Annotated in this window: 19 protein-coding genes; 10 read left to right on the top strand and 9 right to left on the bottom strand. The window is 70.7% G+C overall.

Features of this window, described 5'->3' with window-relative positions; genetic code table 11:
- Window positions 1-123 precede the first annotated feature (123 nt).
- The 6 genes from AQI95_RS08900 (at window position 124) to AQI95_RS08875 (ending at window position 8,493) form a co-directional block, all read left to right on the top strand.
- Window positions 124-1,242, top strand: coding sequence for a hypothetical protein (locus AQI95_RS08900; protein WP_067120026.1), 1,119 nt, complete (start codon window positions 124-126; stop codon window positions 1,240-1,242).
- 211 nt (window positions 1,243-1,453) lie between these two features.
- Window positions 1,454-3,082 carry a M48 family metalloprotease gene (locus AQI95_RS08895; protein WP_067120024.1) on the top strand — a complete coding sequence of 543 codons (1,629 nt, stop codon included), beginning with the start codon at window positions 1,454-1,456 and terminating at the stop codon, window positions 3,080-3,082.
- A 106-nt stretch (window positions 3,083-3,188) separates the two neighbouring features.
- Window positions 3,189-4,292 (top strand): hypothetical protein, encoded by a 1,104-nt coding sequence (locus AQI95_RS08890; protein WP_067120022.1) that lies wholly within the window; start codon window positions 3,189-3,191, stop codon window positions 4,290-4,292.
- Between the two features lie 124 nt (window positions 4,293-4,416).
- Window positions 4,417-5,091: a peptide-methionine (S)-S-oxide reductase MsrA gene (gene msrA / locus AQI95_RS08885; protein WP_067120020.1), complete on the top strand. Its 675-nt coding sequence runs from the start codon at window positions 4,417-4,419 to the stop codon at window positions 5,089-5,091.
- Between the two features lie 177 nt (window positions 5,092-5,268).
- On the top strand, window positions 5,269-7,704 hold the full coding sequence (locus tag AQI95_RS08880; protein WP_067120018.1) for a SpoIIE family protein phosphatase: 2,436 nt from the start codon (window positions 5,269-5,271) through the stop codon (window positions 7,702-7,704).
- Between the two features lie 39 nt (window positions 7,705-7,743).
- Entirely contained in the window at window positions 7,744-8,493 is a 750-nt protein-coding gene (locus AQI95_RS08875; RefSeq protein WP_244188674.1) for an Lrp/AsnC family transcriptional regulator, read from the top strand.
- On the opposite strand, the gene AQI95_RS48855 is transcribed toward AQI95_RS08875, so the two are convergent.
- Both AQI95_RS48855 and AQI95_RS08865 read right to left on the bottom strand, forming a co-directional pair.
- The gene (locus AQI95_RS48855) at window positions 8,462-9,592 is read right to left on the bottom strand and encodes a glycoside hydrolase family 16 protein (RefSeq protein ID WP_425264867.1); all 1,131 of its coding nucleotides are present in this window, start codon (window positions 9,590-9,592) and stop codon (window positions 8,462-8,464) included. The genes AQI95_RS08875 and AQI95_RS48855 overlap by 32 nt on opposite strands.
- Window positions 9,589-10,125 (bottom strand): DUF11 domain-containing protein, encoded by a 537-nt coding sequence (locus AQI95_RS08865; protein WP_067120016.1) that lies wholly within the window; start codon window positions 10,123-10,125, stop codon window positions 9,589-9,591. Before AQI95_RS08865 ends, AQI95_RS48855 begins: the two co-directional genes overlap by 4 nt.
- A gap of 432 nt (window positions 10,126-10,557) precedes the next feature.
- On the opposite strand from AQI95_RS08865, the gene AQI95_RS08860 reads away from it, so the two are divergent.
- Window positions 10,558-10,815, top strand: a complete 258-nt coding sequence (locus AQI95_RS08860; RefSeq protein ID WP_067120014.1) for an iron chelate uptake ABC transporter family permease subunit — start codon at window positions 10,558-10,560, stop codon at window positions 10,813-10,815.
- Here AQI95_RS08860 and AQI95_RS08855 read toward each other — a convergent pair.
- Window positions 10,782-11,828 (bottom strand): NAD(P)-dependent alcohol dehydrogenase, encoded by a 1,047-nt coding sequence (locus AQI95_RS08855; RefSeq protein ID WP_067120012.1) that lies wholly within the window; start codon window positions 11,826-11,828, stop codon window positions 10,782-10,784. The two genes, AQI95_RS08860 and AQI95_RS08855, sit on opposite strands and share 34 nt — an antisense overlap.
- A gap of 168 nt (window positions 11,829-11,996) precedes the next feature.
- On the opposite strand from AQI95_RS08855, the gene AQI95_RS08850 reads away from it, so the two are divergent.
- On the top strand, window positions 11,997-12,896 hold the full coding sequence (locus AQI95_RS08850) for a helix-turn-helix domain-containing protein (protein ID WP_067120009.1): 900 nt from the start codon (window positions 11,997-11,999) through the stop codon (window positions 12,894-12,896).
- 73 nt (window positions 12,897-12,969) lie between these two features.
- Here the strand turns inward: AQI95_RS08850 and AQI95_RS08845 are convergent, their stop codons facing one another.
- From AQI95_RS08845 to AQI95_RS08825, 5 genes are all read right to left on the bottom strand, one after another.
- Window positions 12,970-16,212, bottom strand: coding sequence for a S8 family peptidase (locus AQI95_RS08845; RefSeq protein ID WP_067120445.1), 3,243 nt, complete (start codon window positions 16,210-16,212; stop codon window positions 12,970-12,972).
- A gap of 303 nt (window positions 16,213-16,515) precedes the next feature.
- A complete protein-coding gene (locus tag AQI95_RS08840; protein WP_067120007.1) occupies window positions 16,516-17,199 on the bottom strand; it encodes an ABC transporter ATP-binding protein in 684 nt (227 codons plus the stop codon).
- 51 nt (window positions 17,200-17,250) lie between these two features.
- Window positions 17,251-18,699 carry an ABC transporter permease gene (locus AQI95_RS08835; RefSeq protein WP_067120005.1) on the bottom strand — a complete coding sequence of 483 codons (1,449 nt, stop codon included), beginning with the start codon at window positions 18,697-18,699 and terminating at the stop codon, window positions 17,251-17,253.
- Window positions 18,700-18,823: 124 nt separating this feature from the next.
- Complete coding sequence (locus tag AQI95_RS08830; protein WP_067120003.1) at window positions 18,824-20,074, bottom strand: L,D-transpeptidase; 1,251 nt, start codon at window positions 20,072-20,074, stop codon at window positions 18,824-18,826.
- 255 nt (window positions 20,075-20,329) lie between these two features.
- Window positions 20,330-20,674: a hypothetical protein gene (locus tag AQI95_RS08825; RefSeq protein ID WP_067120001.1), complete on the bottom strand. Its 345-nt coding sequence runs from the start codon at window positions 20,672-20,674 to the stop codon at window positions 20,330-20,332.
- A 109-nt stretch (window positions 20,675-20,783) separates the two neighbouring features.
- Between AQI95_RS08825 and AQI95_RS08820 the strand changes: the two genes are divergently transcribed.
- Both AQI95_RS08820 and AQI95_RS08815 read left to right on the top strand, forming a co-directional pair.
- On the top strand, window positions 20,784-21,104 hold the full coding sequence (locus tag AQI95_RS08820; RefSeq protein WP_067119998.1) for an LPXTG cell wall anchor domain-containing protein: 321 nt from the start codon (window positions 20,784-20,786) through the stop codon (window positions 21,102-21,104).
- A gap of 42 nt (window positions 21,105-21,146) precedes the next feature.
- Window positions 21,147-21,911, top strand: coding sequence for a hypothetical protein (locus AQI95_RS08815; protein ID WP_244188672.1), 765 nt, complete (start codon window positions 21,147-21,149; stop codon window positions 21,909-21,911).
- Window positions 21,912-21,964: 53 nt separating this feature from the next.
- Here the strand turns inward: AQI95_RS08815 and hutH are convergent, their stop codons facing one another.
- Window positions 21,965-23,503 carry a histidine ammonia-lyase gene (hutH, locus tag AQI95_RS08810; RefSeq protein ID WP_067119992.1) on the bottom strand — a complete coding sequence of 513 codons (1,539 nt, stop codon included), beginning with the start codon at window positions 23,501-23,503 and terminating at the stop codon, window positions 21,965-21,967.
- Between the last annotated feature and the right edge of the window lie 64 nt (window positions 23,504-23,567).

The following is a 23,567-nucleotide window of genomic DNA, read 5'->3' as shown; positions in this document are numbered from 1 at the left end:
CGGCACGGGGACACCGTCTCGGGCCGGCCGGAAGTCGCTCTGCTGTCATGACCCGGCCCAGAGTTTTCCACAGCCGGGCGGTGGGGTTGGCCAATCGTCGGCGACGTCTGGTTCGCTTGAGGCATGGCGATTCTCTGGCTGCTCATGGCACTGCTCATGCTGAGCTTCGTGCTGCTCCCGCTCATGCGGCGCAGGCGCGGGGTGATCGAGCAGGTTCCTCCGGGACACCCGGACGCCGCCGACCCGGCGGCCTACGGCTTCGTGCGCCAGGAAGAGCTGGACGTGCGCATGCCCGGCCCCGACCAGGACCTTCTGGACGTCCTGGAGCTGGTGCAGCGCACACAGGACTACCGCGCGGCCTCCCAGTTGCTGGCCGGCACCGAGACCGAGGGAGAGCGGCGCTGGCAGCGGGTGCAGGCCTTCGCGGGCGCCGCCGCGCTGGAGCTGCAGCAGCGGCCGGGCGGGGTGCACGAGACGCCGGGCGGCCAGTGGCTGCGGGTGTGGCGGGCCGAGCAGCCCAAGGACGCGGGCGCCGCCGCTGTCTACGCGGAGTTCCTGGTGCAGCAGGCCTGGCGGACGTCGACGCCGGGCACGGACGACTTCCGGATCATCATGGAGGAGGCCCGGGACGCGTGCGGGCAGGCGGCCCTGCTGGCCCCCGGCGACCCGGTGCCGTACATCATCGAGCTGTCCATCGCCCGCGGACTCGCCTACTCCCAGGCCGAGTTCGACCAGCTGTGGCTGAAGATCCTCGACCGCGCCCCGCACCACATGGGCGCGCATCTGGCCGCGCTGCACCACTGGTGCGAGAAGTGGCACGGCTCGCGCGAGCAGGCGTACTCCTTCGCCGAGGCCGCCGCGGCCCGCGCCCCGGAGGGTTCGCTGCTCGCGGCGCTGCCGCTGTTCGCGGTCTTCGAGCACCTCCCCGAGGTGAACCTGGTGGCGAGCTTCTACCAGAGCGAGGTCGTCACCAAGGCGATGCACGGCGCCCTGCACGCCGCGCACGCGGCCCGCCCCGACGACCCGATGCTCGCGCACGTCCGCCATCTGCTGCTCTTCTTCCTGGTCCGCGCCGAGCGCTGGCAGGAGGCCATGCACCAGCTGATGCACGTCGACGGGCACATCGGCGCACTGCCCTGGACGCTGTCCGCCGACCCGGCCGCCGAGTTCGCCGTCTACCGCGCCCTGGCGGTGGCCGGTTACGAGGCCAACGGCGGCAGCCCGGCCACCCTGCCCGGCTGAGCCGCCCACGGCGTCTCGGCACCCCCGGGCAGCGGCCCGGCGCCATATCCGCATTGCCCTTCTGACCTGCGGTAGGGCATACTCCGGCATCCCCCCACACCGCACCGCACGCCCCGGCCGCCGTCGTCTCGGCACCGTGCCGAGTGGTGCCCGCCGCACCATGTCCTGTCTTTTCTGATCTTTTCTGAGGTCCTGTGGGGGGATCCGCCCGATGGGCGCAACTCTGCGCGCACTGCGCGCTCTCGTTCTGCTGCTCGGTTTCTATCTGCTGAGCCTCGTGCTCCTCGCGACACTGGTCGCTCTCGACATCACCGTGTTCACCTGGGGACACGGCCTGGTCACCGTGAAGATCGCCATCGTGTCGGTGCTGCTCGGCGTCCCCGTCGTACGCGGCATGCTCATGCTGCGCACACCCAGGGGTGAGGACGAGCCCGGCATCCCGGTCACCGAGGCCGCGGAACCCCGGCTGTGGGCGCTGGTCCGGGACGTCGCGACCGCGGCCGGCACCCGCGTCCCCGACCGCGTCCTGCTCACCGGCGACGTCAACGCGTCGGTGAGCGAGGAGCCGCGGCTGCTCGGTCTGCTCCCCGGACGGCGCCGCCTGCACCTGGGCGTTCCGCTGCTGATCGGCCTGACCGAGGCGCAGCTGCGGGCCGTACTCGCCCATGAGTACGGCCACTTCACCGGCGGCGACACCCGGCTGTCCGCGCTGGTCGTGCGCGGCCGGGTACAACTGGCCCGGGTCATCGGGCAGTTCCACGCCAGGGCCGACGGCAAGGTGGCCGCCGAGCGGGCCCGGCAGGAGCAGGCCGCGGCCCGGCGGATCGCCAGGGGCAAGAAGGCCAAGAAGGTCGACACCGGCGGCTCCGGGGCGATGTACCGGATGATGGCGACGATCTACACCGCGTACGCCAAGCTCTACATGCGTGCCTCCCTGTCCACGGCGCGCAATCAGGAGTTCGCCGCCGACCTGTCCGCCGCGCGGGTCGCCGGACGCGACGCGACGGCGTCGGCGCTGCGCGAGATCCCGGTCCTGTCCACCTCCCACGGCTTCTACCTCGACTCCTACGCCACCCTGGGTCTGCAGGCCGAACTGCTGCCGCCGCGCGGCGAGTTCTTCGGCGGCTTCGGGAAGCTGCTGACGGCCCGTGAGCCGGAGCTGGTGCGGCTCCGCTCGAAGCTGCCCGAGGAACCGGCGTCGCCGTACGACTCCCACCCGCCGATCGCCGAGCGCGTGCGCCGGATCGAGGCGCTGCCCGCCGACGGACGCACCGAGGAGGCCAAGGGCGCGGCCCTCGCCCTGCTCACCGACCCGGAGCGGACCCTGGCCGCGCTGGAGGACGCCGTCCTGGTCGACGAAGTGCTCGCCTTCCGGCGCGCCGCGGGCTGGGAGGAGCTGCTGGACTCCTCGATGGCGGCGGGCCTGTCCACGGCGCAGACCCCGCTGCACCGGGCGCTGGCCGCCTACACCGGACAGCCCCCGACGCCGGCCGCGCTGCTGAAGGTCATCGACGAGGGCGGGCTGTGGGCACTGGCCGAACGGCTGCCGCTGTCGCAGGAGGCGGCCGCCGCGAAGGGGCGGGCGTTCCGCGAGTTCGCGCGGTCCGTGCTGCGGGGCTCGGTGCGGACGATGGTGCTGGCCGAGTTCAGCGCGCGTTCGCTGCTGCACTGGGAGTTCTCCTGGTCCCGCCCGGCCACCGTACGACTGCCGGGCCGGAGCCCACGGGCCGCGCAGGCCGAGGCGCCCGAAGCGGCGCTGGACGAGGCGGTGGACGCGGCGCTCGCCGACCACCCCGACACCGCACCCCTGCGGGCCCTGCTGCACCCGGCGACGCGGTGACAGCACACGACAACCGCACAACGACAACCGACGAACGACAGCGCTCGAGCGATGCCCGACAGCCGACGAGCGATGCCCGACGTACGACGAACGGATCGAACCACCGATGACCGTCCTCCTGTGGATCCTGGGGATCCTGGCCCTCCCCGTCGTGATCGCCGCCGTGTGGTTCACCGGCGCGTTCGTGAAGGAGCTCTTCTCCCCGAGCCCTCCCGCCCCCGACAAGGCGGCACAGGCAGCTGAACGGCTCGGCCTGCTGCCCGCCGAGCGGCAGGACACCGAGCACTCCGCGCCGCTGCCGGACGACTGGTCGGCCGCTCTCACCGCGGTGCGCGACGGCGACTGGCGGCCCGCGGCCGAACTGCTGCGGGTCGTCGGCCGGGACTGGGAGCGCCGTTCGACGGTCACCGGTCTGCTGGGCACGGCCGCGGCCGAGGAGGACGGCTGGCTCCTGGGCTGGGAGGCGGCCCGCCCCGAGGACCCGGACGCGGCGGTGGTCAGGGCGCAGAGCACGGTGTACCTGGCCTGGGAACTGCGGGGTGCGCTGCGGGCCGAGAGCACGACGCGTGAGCAGTTCGACGGCTTCCACCGCACGCTGGCCGCCGCGCGGGAGGACATCGCGCGGGCAGCCGCGCTGAACCCCGACGACCCGACGCCGTACATCACGGAGATCTGGGTGGCGCTCGGACTCGGCTACCCGCACGCGGAGATGGACAAGCTGTGGGCGGAGATCGCCTCTCGTGCCCCGCACCACTACGGCGCCCACTACGCGGCCCTGCAGTACTGGTGCGCCAAGTGGCGGGGATCGTCGGAGCTGGCGCTCGACTTCGCCGAGCGGGCGGCGGCCGAAGCGCCGGTGGGCAGTCTGCTGACGGCGCTGCCGCTCGTCGCGCACTTCGAGCACGACAGGTCGACCGATGTCGCGGCCGACGGCACGCCCGAGATGGTGGCGAGGGTCGACGCCGGCCTCGCGGACGCGGCTACCGCGGCGGCCGCCGATCCCGGCCGCCCGGGCCTCGCCCAGCTGCGCCACCTGCTGGCGTTCTATCTGCATCTGCAGGACCGGCACGAGGCCGCGCTGGAGCAGTTCAAGCTGGTCGACGGGTATGTGGACGCGCTGCCGTGGAGCTATCGGGGCGACGGGGCGGCGGCGTACTACTGCCGGGTGCGCGACGAGACGGCGCAGGCGGTGGCGACCGCCGCGTCCTGACACTCCCGACCCCATGTCCGGCCGGAATTCGACGGTCTGGCCATCCGTTGTGGAGGTACCGGTGCCGGTGCCGGTGCAGCCGCCCGGTGGCCGGCCCCCACCTCCGTACGGACAGGGAGACCCCATGCTCTTCGGCCGCACCCCGCAGTTGCCCACGCCCGAGCAGGCACTCATGGGCCGCCCCTCACCCGCCTACGAGGTCCCCGCCCGCCACACCGTCCTCGGCACGCCGCTGCTCGGTCCCTACCCCGAGGGTCTGGAGGTCGCCGACTTCGGCCTGGGCTGCTTCTGGGGCGCAGAGCGTGCGTTCTGGCAGCTCCCGGCAGGTGTGTACACGACCCTGGTCGGCTACCAGGGCGGGTACACGGAGCACCCCACGTACGAAGAGGTCTGCTCGGGCCTGACCGGCCACACGGAGGCGGTCCGAGTGGTCCACGACCCGAAGGTGATCTCCTACGACCGCCTGCTGAAGACCTTCTGGGAATCCCACAACCCGACCCAGGGCTTCCGCCAGGGCAACGACGTCGGTACGCAGTACCGCTCGGCGATCTACACCCACACCCCGGAGCAGGCCGCCGCCGCCGAGGCCTCCCGCGCCGCGTACCAGAAGGTCCTGACCTCCTCCGGCTACGGCACCGTCACCACAGAGATCCTCCCCTCCGCCCCCCGCCCCTTCTACCCGGCGGAGGCCTACCACCAGCAGTACCTTTCGGACACCAAGAACCCGGGCGGGTACTGCGGGCTCGGTGGGACGGGTGTGTCCTGCCCGATCGGCGTCGCAACGTTCCCCGGGGAGTAGACACAGACCGGGCACGCGACCTCTCCGTCACCGGATGCAGGGCCTTCCCGAGCCCGCGGCGCGGCAGGCACGGAGCCACGCCCCGCCCCCCGCCGGCGCTCCGCCCGCCGGGACGGGGGAGTCGCGGAGGCAGGGCACGGGGAGGAACATCGAAGTCATGGAGGCAAGGTGGTGGCTATGGGGACGCCGTCGATGCATTTCAGCGAGAGCCCTGAGGATCCCTTCGCCCTCAGTCGTGGCGCCTCGGCTGTGATCGACGATCAAGGCACCGTCGTCGGCTGGAGCACACGTGCACGGGAGTTGCTCGGATACCCGGCCGAGGAAGTGATCGGACGGGCCTGGCAGGACCTCCTGGTCGACGCCCGTGACCTGCCCGTCGTGCGGTCCGTCGTCGTGGACGCCGTGAAGGCGGGGGGATGGTTCGGTGTCCTGCCCGTCCGGCACCGTGACGGAAGCCGTGTGGAGATGGGTTTCCGGACCCGTGCGGTCACCCGGGAGGGGGGCGGTCGGGAGTGGTTCCTGGTCGGTGCTCCTGCCACGGAGGTGATCGCCTGGCAGCGGGACCGTGCGCTGCTGGACGGCTTGTACCACCGGTCCCCCATCGGTCTGGTCGTCCACGGTCTGGACAGGAGGGTGATCCGGGTCAACCGTGCGGTCGAGAAGGCGAGCGGTGTCCCGGCCGAGGCACCGGTGGGCCGTCGCCCCCGCGAATTCATGGTCGACGAGGACGCGGGTCCGGCAGAGGAACGGGTGCGGCACGTCCTGGAGACCGGCGAGCCGTTGATCTTCACGGAGCAGTCCGCGCGGGCACGCCACGATCCCGGCCGGGAACGGATCGTGTCCGTCTCGGCGTTCCGGATGGAGGACCCCTCGGGCCGGGTGCTCGGTGTGGCCGAGACGATCGAGGACGTGACCGACCGCCACCGGGCCCAACGCAGGCTCGCGCTGCTGAACGAGGCGAGCGCCCGGATCGGGACCTCCCTGGACGTGACGCAGACCGCCCGGGAACTGGCCGACGTGGCCGCCGACGGCCTGGCCGACTACTGCTCGGTGGACCTCCTCAAGCCCGTGACACTGGGTGACGAACCCCTTGCCGGTACGGCGGGCCCGCTGCTCCGGATCGCCTTCTCGCCACCGGAACACCGGGTCCCGTTCCGGCAGGGCGATACGGTCCCGGTGCTTCCGGAATCTCCGCAGGCGCAGTGCCTGGCCGAGCGTCGTCCGATCCTCGAAGGGCGGCTGTCCCTCCGCCCCGAGTGGTACGCCCTGGACCGGCGGCGGATCGAGATCGCCCTGGGTCTCGGCGTTCATTCGCTGATCGCGCTGCCCCTGCTGGCGCGCGGTCTGGTCCTGGGCGTGGTGAGCCTGTGGCGGTCGCGCAATTCGGAGCCTTTCGAGGACGAGGATGTCGCGGTGGCCCAGGAGTTCTCCTCGCGTGCGGCCGTCTGCATCGACAACGCGCGCCGCTTCACCCAGCAGCAGAGCGCCGCTCTGACTCTTCAGCGCAGTCTGCTGCCGAGCGTGGCGTCCGACCTGCCGGCTGTGGAAGTGGCCTGCCGATACCTCCCGGCCAGCGGTGAACCGGGCATCGGCGGTGACTGGTTCGACGTGATCCCGTTGTCAGGGGCCCGGGTCGCCCTTGTCGTGGGCGACGTGGTCGGCCACGGGATCCACGCCGCGGCCTCGATGGGCCGTCTGCGCGCCGCCGCGCGCACCCTGGCCAGCCTCGACCTGGAGCCGGACGAGGTGGTGGCGCGGCTGGACGATCTGGTCAGTCTGCTGGCCGCCGAGCTGGAGTCGAACACCGACGGCAACCGCTCGGCGATCGAGCAGGTGCTCGGCGCCACCTGCCTCTACGCGGTCTACGATCCGGTCTCCCGGCACTGCTCCCTGGCCCGCGCCGGCCACCCGGCGCCGGTGGTGTCCACCCCGGGCGGCGAGGTGACCGTGCTCGATCTGCCCGCGGGTCCACCGCTGGGCCTGGGCGGGCTGCCGTTCGAGACGTACGATCTGGACCTCCCCGAGGGCAGCCTGCTCGCGCTCTACACCAACGGCCTGCTGGAAGCACGCGACGGCGACGTGGACGCGGCGCTGGAGAGCCTGCGCGCCTGTCTCACCCACACCACGGAACCTCTGGACCACACCTGCCACACCGTGTTCGAGGCGCTGCTGCCCAAGGACCAGCTCCCCATCGACGACATCGCGCTGCTCGTCGCCCGTACCCGGGTGCTGCGGCCGCAGGATGTCGCCTCGTGGCAGCTGCCCCTGGAAGCGACGGCCGCCGCCCGTGCCAGGGAGCTGATCACGGCGAAACTGACCGAATGGGGGCTGAGTGAACTGGCCTTCACCATCGAACTGGTCGCCAGCGAACTCGTCACCAACGCCTACCGTTACGCGGCCGGCCCCATCACCCTGCGCCTCATCCGCACGCACTGCCTGATCTGCGAGGTGTCCGACACCAGCCACACGTCCCCCCACCTGCGGCGGGCCCTCAGCACGGACGAGGGCGGACGCGGACTCTTCCTGGTCGCGCAGCTCACCGAGCGGTGGGGCACCCGCTACACCCACGACGGCAAGACTGTCTGGACGGAGCAGGCCCTGCCGCACCCGTGAACCGCGACCGCCTTCGCGCAGCGCGACGACGTCAGCTGGGTGGCTCTCGGTGCCGCCGACTCCGAGATCACCTGCGCGGTGCGGTCGCGGACCCGGGAGCAGCGCGAGGACCTGCTCGGTCGGCGGCTTCCGCGGACGGCGGCCGTCATCGACATCAACGCGTCCGCGATACTCCGTCAGTTCATCGGAGGCCGCGGCCACTACTGGGCCGCTCTACGCGGCACGCTGACCCCGGAGCAGAAATCGGCGCTCGGCGACGCCGGCGGCCCTTTCACGGAAGCCCCGGTCGTCACGCGCGACGCGGTGCAGCTCACCCCCGAGGACGAGAAGATGCTCGACGTTCTCGCCGCGGACGGCCGCGCCGGCCTCGTCGCCCTCGGTGCGGCGGCGGATCTCACCCCCGGGCGCGCCTCGCGCCGCCTTCAGGCCCTGCTCCGGCGCCGCGTCGTCCACGTGGACGTCGAGATCGCCGCAGCGGCACTGGGCTTCCACGCGCGGGCGCACCTGTGGCTCCGCGTGCATCCGTCGGCGGTCAAGAGCGTGGGGCGCGCACTCGCGCAGGAACCCGGAATCGCCTTCGCCGCGGCTGTCTCCGGGCCCTACAACATCCACGCGGTGGCGCACTGCAGAGATCTCGACGAGCTGTTCGAATACACGTCGGACCGCATCGGGTCGCTGCCCGGGGTCCAGAGCATGGAGATCTCTCCCCTGCTTCAGCAGATCAAACAGGCCGGCACCCTCATGTCCGGCGACCGTCTCAGCGCCACACCCTCACATAGTCGGCGTTGAAGGCGATCGGGGTGTTGTCGCTGGGGCCGGGGTGGTAAGTGCCGTCGGAGACGGAGAAGTTGAGGATGATGTTGGGGGACCAGGTGGTACCGACGCCGGTGCGGTCGGAGTAGATCAGTCTGCCGTTGACGTACCAGTCGTCGTTCGTGGCGCCGAAGCGGACGCCCACGGTGATCCACGCACCCGGATAGACGGTCGCGGCGTTGGTGTAGTAAATGGCGGCCGGGTGGACGTGGTTGGCGATCTCCAGCAGGTTCGGGTTGTCGGGGTGGTACTCGAAACCGTCCACCTCGCTGTCCCCGTTGAGCCAGGTCCACACCGCGGGCCAGGACCCGTCGGCAGCGGGCAGTTGGACACGCGCCTCGGCGTAGTCGCCGGTACGGGTCCGGAAGTTCTGTGTGGTGCCTTCGGTGGTCAGCAGCCCGGTGTCCCACGAGCGCAGGCCGTTCTCCAGGATGTGGCTGCCCGGGGTGGCCGTGAAGGTGCTCAGACCGCCGGACACGGTGATCGCGGAGGGGTTCAGCCAGTCGAGTTTCTTGTCGCCGGGGTTGTGGTTGCCGTACTGGTAGGCGCTGGTGGTGGAGCCGTTCCAGCGGCTGCCGAAGGCGATGGGACCGTCGAACTCCTCGTCGAAGGCGAGGGACTTGCCCGCGGCAGGCGAGGGCGGCCCGGGGCGGGTGATGACGAGGGTGCGGGAGGGCAGGCTGTGATAGCCGGTGGAGGTCAGGTAGTAGCCGAACTCGGTGTAGGTGCCCGGAGCGAAGGTGCGCGGCGCGGTGGTCATGGTCAGGCCGTTGCCGCAGATCGTGGTGGTGCCGCGCGAGCCGGGGAAGTCGAGGTTGTGTCCGGCCGAGTCGCGTACGGCGACTCCCAGCTGCTGCACCGTCAGACACCCTCCGACGGTGTGCACCCGCAGCCTCGCGCTCACCGGTGTGGTCGTCGAGGCGCTCGTGGGGGTCAGGCTGTCCTGGACGACGGTGGGCGCGGCCCAGGCGGGGCCGGCGGGGAGCAGGGCCAGCACCATCGCCACCACGACGAGGACGGCACGACGGCGGATCGAGAGGGTGAGGGGCGGGGTTGCGGGGCGGATCACCGTCATCCCACCCGAAGGGCGTAGGCCGCCGTGTTGTTGCCGGAGTTCGTGTCGTCGGGGCTGGTCACGGTCACCGTGCCGCCGGACAGGACCGAGCCGTGCGCGATGCCGGTCCGGACGCGGACGGGGATCTGCACGGTGGCGGTCTTCAGCAGGCGAAGCCCCGGGGCGAAGGTGCACACGACCCTGCTTCCGTTCGCGTCGGGTGTGCAGGACGAGGGGAAGAACGGTCCGACGGCCGAGGCGCCGTCGGGCACGGTGACGGTGACGGTGGCGGCGGACGCCGTCTCGTCCGGCCCGAAGTTGGCGATGAGGGCGCGCAGCCTGGTGGTGCCGCCGGGCTGTGCGCCGCCGACGCTGAGGGCGACGACGTCCAGATCCGAGCGGGAGGGGGCGACCTCACGCTCGGAGCCGGGCCGCACGGTCGTGCCGCGGGGCGGGGGTCGTAGCTGGTCGGCGGCGGCCGGCGCCGCGCCGGCCGCGGACATCGCGACGACCAGAGCGACTCGGGACACGATCGAGGCACGGATCCGAGGCACCTTCGCTCTCCTCCTGAAGGGGGTGGACGCCCTGAAGGGGTTCACCGGGTTGGGCGGGGCCGAATGTCACGGACTGTGACTTTGCCTGGCGACACTGCCCGCCCCCGCCGCCCCGCACCTGCCGCCGCCCTCAGGACCACTCCAACAGCCGACGCAAGTAAGGCCAGGCTCACCTTATTTATTGATCGGAGTGCGGCCGGTCTGATGACGGCGTTGGTGGGGGTGCCGGTGCTGGTGGTGCTGGTGCGACGGAAGGGGGCCGTGTCGTGAGAGATGCGCGTGGCCGGTGCACTGAGCAGGCACCACAGACCCGCGGACGACAGGCGCCCGTGCGGCCCCACCCCCGGATCTCGCTCCTCCTGCACCGCCGATCCGCGCTCGTAGCCCTCGCCCTGTTCCTCCTCCTCGCCGGGATCATGTCGGCGTCCGCCTGTGGTCGGGCAGACCCTCGTACCGCCGGACGGCCTCTGGCGTGCCTGCCCGCACCTGCCGCTGCTGTGCTCGGCACTGACCGGTGCGGTGGTGCTGGTGGCCGCCGACCTCGCGGCGCGCACGCTGCCGCCACCGCTGGAGATCCCGGTCGGCGCGCTCACCACGCTGGTCGGCGGACCGTATCTGCTCCGGCTGCTGGGCCGCGGACAGGCCCTAGGAGGGCCTCAGATCGTCGCCGTGTCGATCACGAAGCGGTAGCGGACGTCGCTGTTCACGACCCGCTCGTACGCCTCGTTGACCTGGTCGGCGCGGATCAGTTCGATCTCGGCGCCCAGGTTGTGCTCGGCGCAGAAGTCGAGCATCTCCTGGGTCTCCGGGATGCCGCCGATGCCGGAACTGCTCAGGCTGCGGCGGTGGCCGAACACCGAGGAGAGCAGGATACGGACCGGCTCCTCGGGGATGCCGACGTTGACCATCGCGCCGTCCGTGCGCAGCAGGGACAGATAGGCGTCGAAGTCGAGCGGCGCGGAGACCGTGTTGAGGATGATGTCGAAGGTGCCCTTGAGGTTCTCGAAGGTCTTCGGGTCGCTGGTCGCGTAGTAGTGGGTGGCGCCCAGCCTCAGCCCGTCGTCCTTCTTGCGCAGGGACTGGGACAGCACGGTGACCTCGGCGCCGAGCGCCGCCGCGATCTTCACGCCCATGTGGCCCAGACCGCCGAGGCCGATGACCGCGACCCTCTTGCCGGGACCGGCGTTCCAGTGCTTGAGCGGGGAGTACGTGGTGATGCCGGCGCACAGCAGCGGGGCCGCCACGTCCAGGGGGAGGCCGTCGGGGATGCGGAGGACGTAGTTCTCGTCGACGACGATCTTCTGCGAGTAGCCGCCGTAGGTGGGCTGCCCGTCCTTGCCGACGGAGTTGTACGTCCAGTTCGGGCCGCCGCCGGTGCAGTACTGCTGCAGTCCGGCCGTGCAGTTGTCGCACGCGCGGCAGGAGTCGACCATGCAGCCGACGCCCACCCGGTCACCGACGGAGTACTTGGTGACACCCGGGCCGACCTCCGAGACGACGCCCGCGATCTCGTGACCGGGCACCATCGGGAAGATCGCCGTACCCCAGCCCTCCCGGGCCTGGTGGATGTCGGAGTGGCAGATACCGGCGAACTCGATGTCGATGAGGACGTCGAACTCGCCGACCGCGCGCCGCTCGATCGTGGTCCGCTCCAGCGGAGCCTTCGCGGCAGGCGCGGCGTAAGCAGCAACAGTGGTGGTCATGCCGGGTTCTCCTAGCGATGTCAGCGCGCCCGGCTGGCTTCTCACCGGGCACGCACTCACCCTCTCCCACGCTACGACGGCCACCCAGACCACGCTTCTGCGTACGTCCGCCGTGCCTACTACCGGCGGGGTCAGGCTCCTGTACGTAGGTCCGTGAATACTGGGTGTATGGAGAACCAGCCCCTGCCCTCGTCCCCGCCCCTGGACCGGCGGGCCGAACTGAGCGAGTTCCTGCGCAGCCGGCGGGCCCGGCTGAAGCCGGAGGACGTGGGCCTGCCCGACTTCGGCCGGCACCGGCGGGTGCCGGGGCTGCGCCGGGAGGAGCTGGCGCAGCTGGCCGGGGTGTCGGTGGCGTACTACACCCGGCTGGAACAGGGCAACGGACGCAATGTCTCGGCGGAGGTGCTGGACTCGATCGCCCGGGCGCTTCGGCTGTCGGACGCCGAGCATGCGCATCTGACGCATCTGGCCAAGCCCAAGGCGCACAAGAAGAAGCCGGCCGCGCGGCAGCAGCAGGTCCGTGTCGCGCTGCGGCAGCTGCTGGACACGATGGACGGCGTACCGGCGTACGTCTCGGGGCGCCGCTCGGAGATCCTGGCCTGGAACCGGATGGCGGCGGCGGTCTTCGGCGACTGGGCGGAGCTGCCGGCGGGAGAGCGCAACTGGGCGCGGCTGGTGTTCCTGCGGCCGGACTACCGCGAACTGTTCATCGACTGGGAGCAGAAGGCGATCGACATCGTCTGCGCCCTGCGCATGGACGCGGGCTGCTATCCGGACGACCCTCGGCTGTCGGCGCTGGTCGGCGAACTGTCGGTGAAGAGCGAGGAGTTCCGCCGGCTGTGGGCGACGCACGACGTCAAGGAGAAGAACCACGGCGTCAAGCGGCTGCACCACCCCCTGGTGGGCGACCTCTGCCTGAACTACGAGTCGTTCCGCCTGACGGACGGCTCGGACCAGTCCCTGATCACCTACCACGCCGAACCGGGCACCCCGTCCGCCGACTCCCTGCGCCTGCTCTCCAACTGGAGCACAGACACACCCCACACCACCGGCGTGGCCTCGTCCTAGCTGGTCCCGGACGGTGAGGGGCACCCGGAGATGTGGTCCGGGGGCCCCTCGTGTCGTCAGTGGGTGGTGTGGATCACTTGCCGAAGTAGGCGTCGTAGATCGTGATCTGCGACGTGTCGCCCTGCTTGTCGGTGATCTCGGAGCGCAGGGAGACGGACTTGCCCTTCGCCGGGTTCTTCACCGTGATCCTGCCGTCGCGGACGTCGGCCTTCGTGAAGGTCTTGCCGTCGTAGGAGACGTACACGGCCAGCGACTTCAGGTTGCCGCCCGCCGCCGCGCCCTCGACGGTGACCGGGAAGGTGACCGTGCGGCCGGCCGGGACCTTGCTGTCCAGGCCGGTCGTGATGCCGTAGTGCAGCACCGAGGCGGGCAGTTGGACGGGGGCGCCGGACACCTTCTTGGAGCGGAAGGTCCAGGCCGCGTCGATCCGGGAGGAGGCCCGGGACACCGTCGCCGAGCGTGTGACCGAGGTGGTCAGCCGGTACGCGGCGGCACCGGCCGGGACCTTGAAGGTCTCGTCGCCGAACAGCGGGTCGGTGTTGGAGCCGACCTTGACGCCGTCGCGGTACAGGGTCGTGTTCACCGAGCTGAACTGCGAGGACCCGGCGTGCTTGCCGGAATCGGCGAACAGCGGCAGCGAACCGTAGATCTCGTTGCCGTTGCGGAAGAGACCGAAGTCCTTGGCTACGTGCGGGCCGAAGACCGCGGTGTTGACCGTCCTGGCGTAGCCGTGGCCGGCCCTGAAGGAGGACTCGCCGAGCGAGTACCCCACGTCGAGAACCGGGAAGCCGTCCTGGTCAACCCCGCCGTACTGGGAGAAGTCCAGGCCCCACAGCGCTCCGCCGCCCGCGGACAGGTGCAGGGTACGGGTGCCGGGCAGCTTCTGCGGGATGTCGATCGAAGTGGCGCCCGAGGCGCCGGGCAGCCAGCCGGTGGCGCTGAGCGAGCCGGTCTTGCCGTCGGCCGCGGCACCGAGGCGGGCCTTGACCGTGGCCAGCTCACTGGCCCTGTAGTGCCGGGTGTAGCCGGTGGCGAGCTGCCTGACCGGGGCACCGGCAGTGACGTCGTACTGCTCGCTCGTGCCCTTGGTCCAGTGGCCGTCCCACTGCTGGAACAGCTGGCCCGCGGGCACCTGCGGCCCCAGATGGGCGGTGCGGAAGTTCCTGTACGAGTCCAGGAACCAGGTGTAGCCGTACTGGTTGTCGCCGAGCGTGAGGGTGAACCCGGGCGCGGCGAACCGGGACTTCACACCCGGGGCCGGGACGGTGACGTCCACCGGCCTGGCCTTGCGCGCGTCGATCGTGATCGTCTGCTTCTTGGCGACGGTCAGCTTCGGCTGGGCGATCCAGTCGAGGCCCTTGCCACTGTCGTTCGGGTCCACGAGGACAGAGGAGTTGAGGAGGTACGTGCCCTTGGGGGCGCGCACCTTCACCGTGCCGGACGGGTCGTACGGAGTCATCTCCGTGCCGCTCGCCAACCCGGACACACCGGTGAGGTCGGTGGTGTAGGACTTGGCCGGCTTGCCGTCACGGCCGATGAACTTCAGCGTGACGTCGTAGGACTCCACCTCGCGCTGCACCGCGGCGGCCGTGCGGACGTTCTGGCCGGCGCCGGTCGCGGTCACGTACGCGGAGTAGGCGCCGTCCAGGGTGCCGCCCAGCTCGGTGTTCGCGGTGAGGTCGACGGAGGCCTTGCCGTGCGCCGGGACCGTCAGCTTCGTCGCGCCGAGCCGGAAGAAGCCCGCCGGGGCGGCGTGGCCCTTGGGGTCGAGGGCGGTGCTGCTCAGGGTGAGCGTGACGTCCTTGTCGCCGAGGTTGCGGTACGTCACCTTCTTGGTGACCGGCTTGTCGTCGGTGTGCGGCCAGGCCTGCGTCCCGAAGTTCACCGACACCGGGTCGGCGACCACGGACTGCCCGATGGCCTTGTCCACCGCGATACGGCCCGAACCCTGCTGGTACGGCGTGTAGTTGCCACCCTTGGCGGAGCCGGTCAGCGCGCCCTTCAGCTCGGCGTAGCCCCAGCCCGGGTGCTCCTGCTTGAGGATCGCTGCGGCGCCCGCGACGTGCGGGGTGGCCATCGACGTGCCGGAGATGGTCAGGTAGCCCTCGGGCTTCTCGCCGACCTCCTGGTCGATGACGCTGCCCTTGGCCGCGGCGGCCGTGATGTCCACGCCGGGGGCGGTGACGTCGGGCTTGATGGCGCCGTCGCCGACGCGCGGGCCGGTGGAGGAGAAATCGGCGAGCTTGTCCTTCTTGTCGACGGCGCCGACGGTGAGCGCGGCGTCCGCACTGCCCGGCGAACCGATCGACTGGGGGCCGTCGTTGCCCGCGGCGATCGCGAACAGGATGCCCTTGGTGACGGACAGCTTGTTGACCTCGGCCTCCAGGGGGTCGATGCCGGGGCTGTCGTAGCCCCCGAGGCTGAGGTTGACGACGCTCGCACCCTGGGCGGCCGCCCACTCCATGCCGGCGAGGATGCCGGAGTCGTCACCGGAGCCGGTGTCGTCCAGGACCTTGCCGTTGAGGATCTTGGCGTCCGGGGCGACTCCCTTGTACCTGCCGCCCGACTTGGCGCCGGTGCCCGCCACGATGGAGGCGACGTGGGTGCCGTGCCCGTAGTGGTCGGTGGCGTCGGCGGCGCCGGTGAAGTTCTTGGACGCGACCACCTGGTCCTTCAGGTCCGGGTGGCGGGTGTCCACGCCGGTGTCCAGGACGGCGACCTTCACGCCCTTGCCGGTGTAGCCGGCCTTCCACGCGACCGGCGCGCCGATCTGCGGCACGGACGTGTCGAGGGAGGCCTTGCGGACGCCGTCGAGCCAGATGTGCGCGATGCCGGAGGCGGCCTCGCCGCCGTCGGTGACGGCGTGCCACAGCGCGGCGGTGTTCTCGGCCGGGGTCTGCACGGCGTCGGCGTCGAGGGCGGTCAGGCTGTGGCGCAGCCGGCCCGCGCCCCGCACCTCGGCCCTGGCGGCCGCCGCGGAGCCGGTGTAGCCGACGATGACCCGCAGACCGTCCTTCTGCGCCCTGCGGGTGGCGGCCTTGTTCAGCTCGGTGACGTCGAACAGGCGCTGGTCCAGCTTGCCGGAGGCGACCAGGTGGGCCGCGTCGACCGGGACGACCAGCGTGTGGCCCGCGGTCCTGCGGACCTGGAAGGGTATGTGCTCACGGCCCTTGGCCCGCTCCAGGCCGACGATGCGGCCCTTGGCGTCCAGGGCGACCCGGTCACCGGTGATCAGAGTGACATGGGTCTTCGCGGTGAGCGCGGAGGCGGCGGTCGGGACGCGCTCCGCGGGCTTCGCCGACGCCGGGCTGGTCATACCCGCTGCGAGGGCGACGGCTGCGGCCGCGGCCACGCAGGCCGCAGCAGCACTCTTCACTTGTCTGCGCAAGTTCTCCCCCTGGAGATGGAGTACCGGGCGAATTCCCCGTTCGTCCGGCCAGGGACGGTCTCGTACGCGCGTACGTCGACCCCCCGGGATCACGCAGTATGCCGGGGGGTCGTCTGACGGCTCAATAGACGAAAGGACGGTAAGAAAGAGAGAAGGAAAACTGTTACGCCGCGTCCCGGACACCGTTACAGAACCGCGAAGTACCGGGTGAACGGCCGGTGTCACGGGCCGTCAGGCGCCGGCGTTCTCCTTTACCGTGATCTTGCCTTTGCGGATGGTGGCCAGCCGTGGGGCCTTCTTCGCGATCGAGGAGTCGTGGGTGACCATGATGAAGGTCAACCCGTGCTCCTTCCACAGGCGCTCCAGTACGTCCATGATCTCGTCGCGCATGCCCTCGTCGAGGTTGCCGGTCGGTTCGTCGGCGAGCAGCACCTTGGGCTTCTTCACCAGGGCTCGGGCGATGGCGACGCGCTGCTGCTGCCCGCCGGACATCTCGCCGGGGAGATGGGCGAGGCGTTCGCCGAGGCCGACGGAGTGCAGGGCCTCGGCGGCGAGTTCGCGGCGCTCCTTGGTCTTGATGCCGAGGGGGACGAGAGCCGTCTCGACGTTCTCCTGGGCGGTGAGGGTGGGGATGAGGTTGAAGGACTGGAAGACGAAGCCGATGTTCTCGCTGCGGACCCGGGTCAGCCGGGCCTCGTTGAGCTTGGCCAAGTCGATGCCGTCCAGGACGACTTCGCCCGAGGTGGGGCGGTCCAGTGCGCCGAGCATCTGCAGGAGGGTGGACTTCCCGCCGCCGGTGGGACCCTGGATGACGAGGCGGTCGCCGTCGCCGATGGTGAGGTCGACTCCGTCCAGGGCGTGGACGGTGTCCTTGCCTCGGGCGTAGCGCTTGGTCACGTTTCTGAGTTCGTACATGGTGGCTCCGGGGGAGGTTCGGGGTGGTTGCGCGATGTCAGGAAGCGGCCGTCATTCCACCCGCCTCAGCGCGTCCGCCGGACGGAGCCGGCTCGCCCGCCAGCCGCCGAAGGCACCGGCGATGAGCCCGCCCGCCACCGCCAGGCACACGGCCAGGGCGATCGTCGTGACGCTGACCGGCGCCGTCAGGGCGACCTCCAGGGTCTTCGCCGCCCGGCGGCCGGGGCCGCCGAAGCCACCGCCGCCGCCCGCGCCGCCGCCGAAGCCGCCACCGCCGGTGCCGCCGCCCAGCTGGGCCTGCAAGGTCGGGCTGACGGCCGTGACGGCGTACGCGCCCGCGAGACCGAGGGCGATGCCGAGGACGCCGCCGACCATGCCGTTGACGACGGCCTCGCCGACCACCTGCCGGGTCACCCGGCCCGACTTCCAGCCCAGCGCCTTGAGCGTGCCGAACTCGCGGACGCGGCGGGAGACCGCCGAGGAGGTCAGCAGTCCGGCCACCAGGAACGCGGCCACCAGGACGGCGATCGACAGCCACCTGCCGACCTTGGTGGCGAGGGAGGACGCGGTGGACAGCGAGCCCGAGACCGTCTTGGCGAGGTCGGAGGAGGTGGTGACCGTCGTACCGGAGACGTTCTTCTGGATGGCGCTCTTGACGGAGTCGATCTTCTGGGAGTCGGTCGCCTTGACGTAGACCGTGGTGACCTTGTCCTTCTCGTCGGCGAGGGTCTGCGCCCGCTTCAGCGGGATGTACAGGTTGGCGGCCGAGTCACCGCTGTCGGCGGTGGCGATGCCGATCACCGTGAACTTGGTGCCCTTGACCGTGACGGTCGAACCGACCTTGTACTTCTTCTCCTTGGCGTACGCCGAGTCGGCCACCGCCACCTCGGCGTTCGTCTCGGTGGCCTTGAAGGCGCGGCCGCTGGTGATCTTCGAGGAGGTCAGCGGGCCGATCGTGGTGTGGGTGACGTCGGTGCCGTAGACCGTGTAGTTGTTGATGCCGAAGTCGGCGCCGCCGCCCTTGACCTCACCCTGCGGCCGGCTTTCGCCGCGCTGGAATCCCCCGCCCCCGCTCTGCTGGAACTGACCGCGGGTGAACTGGCCGTCGACCCGGAAGACGTTGAGGCTGAGCCCGCCGACGGCCTGCGACACGCCCGTCTGCCCGGCGACCTTGTCGACCGTCGAGGAGGCGAGCGTGGTGAAGCCCTGCACCATGACCCGGTCGCTGCTCTGGGTCGACGCGTCGCCGTCGCCCCGCGCGTCGAACTGGAAGCGCGGCCGCTGCGAGCTGCTGCCGGTCGGTGTCTGCGCCTTGGTGACGGTCATGTCCGTCCCCAGGCCGTACAGCGACTGCAGGACCTTGTCCTGGGCCTTCCCCATGCCGTTGGACACGGAGTTGACCACGATGACCAGCGCGATGCCCAGCGCGAGTCCGGAGGCGACGACGAGGGCCGCCTTTCTGCGGCGGCGCAGTTCGCGCCTCAGGTAGGTGAAGAACATGGCCGCAAGCTAGGGACGGACCGTGACGGCACCCTAAGGCCCGCATAAAAGGAGCATGAGAAGCCGTGGCCGCACACACCGATGCCGCCCCGAAGGGCGGCACCGGAACGCTGCGAGGAAGCCGTCAGACGGCCGAACCGGCCTTCCACTGGGCCCAGTTCATGTTCCAGCCGTTGAGGCCGTTGTCCGGCGCGACGGTCTTGTCGCCGGTGTTCTGGACGACCACCACGTCACCGATCAGGGAGTGGCCGTAGAACCAGGCGGCCGGGGTGCTCGCGTCGCCCGCGCCCTTGGCGTCCTGCAGACCGACACAGCCGTGGCTGGTGTTGACGTTGCCGAACACGGACGGCGCGCCCCAGTAATTGCCGTGGATGAAGGTGCCGGAGCTGGTCAGACGCATGGCGTGCGGCACGTCCTTGATGTCGTACTCGCCCTTGCCGTCGGAGTCCTTGAAGCCGACCGTCGCGCCGTTCATCCGGGTCTGGGTGAACTTCTCGGAGATCACCATCTGCCCCTCGTACGTGGTGTGCTCGGGGGAGCCCGCGGAGATCGGAATGGTCTTGACGACCTTGCCGTCCTGCGTGACCTTCATCTGCTTGGTCTTCGCGTCGACGTACGAGACCTGGTTGCGGCCGATGTGGAAGGTGACCGTCTTCTGCTGGACACCGTGGATGCCGGGCGCGCCCTCGACGCCGTCGAGCGCCAGCTTCAGCGTGACGGTGGAGCCCGCCTTCCAGTACTGCTCCGGGCGGCAGTCCATGCGGTTGGCGTCGAACCAGTGGCAGGCGACCTCCTGGCCGCTGCTGGTGCTGACCGTGATGCCCTTCTGCACGGCCGCCTTGTTGGTGATCGCCTTGTCGAAGTTGATCGAGACCGGCATGCCGACACCGACCGTCGAGCCGTCGTCGGGGGTGTAGGTGCCGATGAAGCTGTTGGCCGGGGAGACCGTGGTGAAGGAGGCGTTCTCATGGGCTATGCGGCCCTGGGAGTCCTTGGCCTCGGCGGCGACCTTGTAGGTGGTGGAGCGGTCCAGCTGGGCACTGGGCTTCCAGCTGGTCTTGTCGGCGGAGAGCTGACCGGCGACGGCCGTGCCGCTCTCGGTGGTCATCGTGACACCGGTGAGGGTGCCCTTGCTGACCGTGACGGCGGCGGAGTTGTTGATCGAGGCGTTGTCGGAGCCGTCCTTGGGCGTGATCGTGATCTGCGCCTCGGAGGACTTCTTCGCCGCGGCCGCGTCGGCCTGGGCCTGCGAGGAGTCGCCCTTGTCGCCGCCGGAGGACTTGTCGTCGCCACCGGAACACGCCGTGAGCACCAGCACACCGCCGAGCAGAGCGGACGCGGCCACGAGGCCCCTGCGCCGCTTACCGTCCGTCATCACACGCTTCTCCATCGTTGCCGAATCGCCAAAAACCCCGAGTGTCCCCGTCCGAACCCTCAACGCTACGGCCGTACGGTCCCGTTCCACATCCGCTGGATCTGTGGGGCACACCACGTCCACCGGGCGCGGACGGTCCGGGTGGTACCAGTGGTGCGGGAGGTACGAGTGGTGCGGGAGTCGGTCGTGCGTCCCCTGAGACGGCGAAACCCCGGACGGCGGTTGCCGTCCGGGGTCAGAAGTACCCCGGGACGCTCAGCCGATGCCGCCCTCTTCCTCGTCGTCCTCCTCATCATCCTCGTCCAGGTCCCAGTCCGGCGAATCCGGGTCGTAGTCGATCCGCTCGCTCGACCAGGAGGCCTGCTGCAGCTCCACCCCGGGCACCTCGCCGACCAGGTCGAACGGGTCGACGAGATAGGCGAGGGCCTCCGCGGTGTCTTCCGTCACAGCCGCCTCGGACTGGGTCCGCTCGGCCTGCTGCAGCTCCGGATCCGCGGCGAGCCGGCCCAGCGCGGCCTTGGTCAGCTCGCCCTCGTCCCGCACTTCGAGGACCAGCTCCACACGAAGCCGTACAAAACGTGATGTCTCTTCAGCGTTCATGGCGTGAGCGTACGACCGAAACCTCCCGTGACTTTCCTGTGACCCGCGACTTTCACTAACATCGCCCCACACGGCCAATTCGCCAGCGTCACAAGGGGATCGATATTCCGTGGCATCCGCTCGCCGTCCGCTGCTGACCGCCACCGCCGCGGGCACCCTGTTGTGCGCGCTGTGGTTCGTCCCGTCCGCGAACGCCTCGCAGGACTGGGCCAGAACGAGCACGGAAGCCTCCACCACCCAGATGACACAGCAGGCCAGGGCGGTGTCCCAGGCGACCGCGGAGACCGCGCGGGATGCCGCGGACGACACCGAACTGGCCGACACCGGGAGCATCGACACCACGCCGTACGTCGTCGGTGGCACCCTCTTCCTCGGTGTGGGCGCGGCCTTTGTGGTGTATTCGGTGCGCCGTGAACGCATGGGCTTTTAATTTGCCTTGACGATTCTTTGGCGACCCGAACATAGTTCGCCCATGAAGAGATCATCGGGTGTGCGGCTGTGCGCCACCGCGGTTGTGGGTGCGCTGTCGTTCGCCCTTGTAGCAGGCTGCGGCAACGGGGATGCACGGCATTCCGAGCCCGCCGCGAAGGCGCTGAGCGGCGCGGAGCTGAAGAAGCTGATCATCGCCGAGGGCGATGTGTCCGGGTACAAGGTGGAGCCGGTGCCGGCCACGCGCGCCAAGCCGATCACGACCGACGGCGCCCGGTGCAGGCCGCTGGCCCGGGTGATGAGCGGGCTCCCGCCGCTCGACGCGGCGGCGAAGGCCGACCGGATGGCCATGGAGAACCAGAAGAAGTCCCCCTCGGCCGGGCCGACCTCCCTGGACGACCTCGACGAGGGGAAGTTCAAGGAGACGATGAAGAAGTCCCTGGACCGGGACGTCACCACGGTCACCCTGGCCTCGTACGACGGGGACGGCGCCGAGAGGGCCCTCACGGCGGTCTCCACCGCCGTCAAGGCCTGCGCGAGCGGCTTCCCGGCCCAGCAGTCGGGGACGAAGATGAGGTTCACCGAGGTCACCGGCGAGAAGGCCTTGGGCACCGGGGACGGGGCGGTGGCGTTCTCCGCGATGACGGACACCAACGGCGCCGACGCGGCGCCCGTCCACACCGAGGTCGTGCGGACCGGGAGCACCCTGTCGGTCTACTTCACGACGAACCTGGGCGCGATGCTGGACAAGAAGGCGTACACGGTCTCGCCGGAGGTCGTCAAAGCCCAGCAGACCAAGCTGAAGTGACACGAGAACAGGGGCCCCGCGCACAGCGGGGCCCCTGTTCTCGTGCCGGAGCGCTACTGCAGCGGGCCGGTGACCGACTCCACCGCGGCGACGACGTGGCCCCCGCGCACGAAGGCGTCGGCGGCGGCCAGGTCGGGCGCCAGGAAGCGGTCCGGGCCGGGGCCCTGCACACCGGCGGCGCGGGCGGCATCGATGACGGCCTGGGACGCGGGCGCCGGGGTGAGGCCCTCGCGCAGCTCGATGGCGCGGGTGGCCGCGTACAGCTCGATGGCGATGATCCGGGTGAGGTTGCCGACGGCGGTGCGCAGCTTGCGCGCGGCCGACCAGCCCATGGACACATGGTCCTCCTGCATGGCGGAGGACGGGATGGAGTCCGCGGAGGCCGGTACGGCGAGCCGCTTCATCTCGCTGACCAGCGCGGCCTGCGTGTACTGGGCGATCATCAGGCCGGAGTCGACACCCGCGTCGTCGGCGAGGAAGGGCGGAAGCCCGTGGCTGCGGTTCTTGTCCAGCAGCCGGTCGGTGCGGCGCTCGGCGATGGAGCCGAGGTCGGCGGCGGCGATGGCGAGGAAGTCCAGGACGTAGGCCACGGGCGCGCCGTGGAAGTTGCCGTTGGACTCCACGCGCCCGTCGGGCAGCACGACGGGGTTGTCGACGGCGGAGGCCAGCTCGCGCTCGGCGACCAGCCGGGCGTGCGCCATGGTGTCCCGTCCGGCGCCGGCGACCTGCGGGGCGCAGCGCACCGAGTAGGCGTCCTGGACGCGCGGGGCGCCGTCCTGGTGGTGCCCGGTGAGACCGGAACCCCGCAGCACGGCCAGCATGTTGGCGGCGGAGGCGCCCTGGCCCGGATGCGGGCGGATGGCATGCAGCTCCGGCGCGAGCACCTTGTCCGTCCCGAGCAGCGCCTCCAGGCTGAGGGCGGCGGTGACGTCGGCGGACTTGTAGAGGGTGTCGAGGTCGGCGAGGGCCATGACCAGCATGCCGAGCATGCCGTCGGTGCCGTTGAGGAGGGCGAGGCCCTCCTTCTCGCGCAGCTCGACGGGCTGGATCCCGTGCTCGGCGAGCAGTTCCGCGGCCGGGCGGACGCTGCCGTCGGGGCCTTCCGCGTCGCCCTCGCCCATGAGGGTCAGGGCGCAGTGGGACAGCGGGGCCAGGTCGCCGGAGCAGCCGAGGGAGCCGTACTCGTGCACGACCGGGGTGATCCCGGCGTTCAGCACATCGGCCATGGTCTGCGCGACCTCGGGCCGGACGCCGGTGTGCCCGGAGCAGACGGTCTTCAGCCGCAGGAACATCAGGGCCCGTACGACTTCCCGCTCCACCCGCGGGCCCATGCCGGCGGCGTGCGAGCGGACGATGTTGCGCTGCAGCTGGGCACGGAGTTCCTGGCTGATGTGCCGGGTCGCCAGCGCGCCGAAGCCGGTGGAGACGCCGTAGACCGGGTCCGGCTTGGCCGCGAGCGCGTCCACGATCTCCCGGGCCGCCGCGAGGGCCGCGACCGCCTCCGCCGACAGCTCGATGCGGGCACCGCCGCGCGCCACGGCGAGAACGTCGGACGCCGTGACACCGGACGTCCCCACCACCACAGTGTGCATATCCATATTCAGGAGCGTACGCATTGAATGCGGCGATGTCACTAGTGCGGAATGGGGGTGACCC

The sequence above is a fragment of the Streptomyces yokosukanensis genome, from assembly GCF_001514035.1.
Taxonomy (GTDB): Bacteria; Actinomycetota; Actinomycetes; order Streptomycetales; family Streptomycetaceae; genus Streptomyces; species Streptomyces yokosukanensis.
This window is presented reverse-complemented; position numbering and strand designations above follow the sequence as displayed.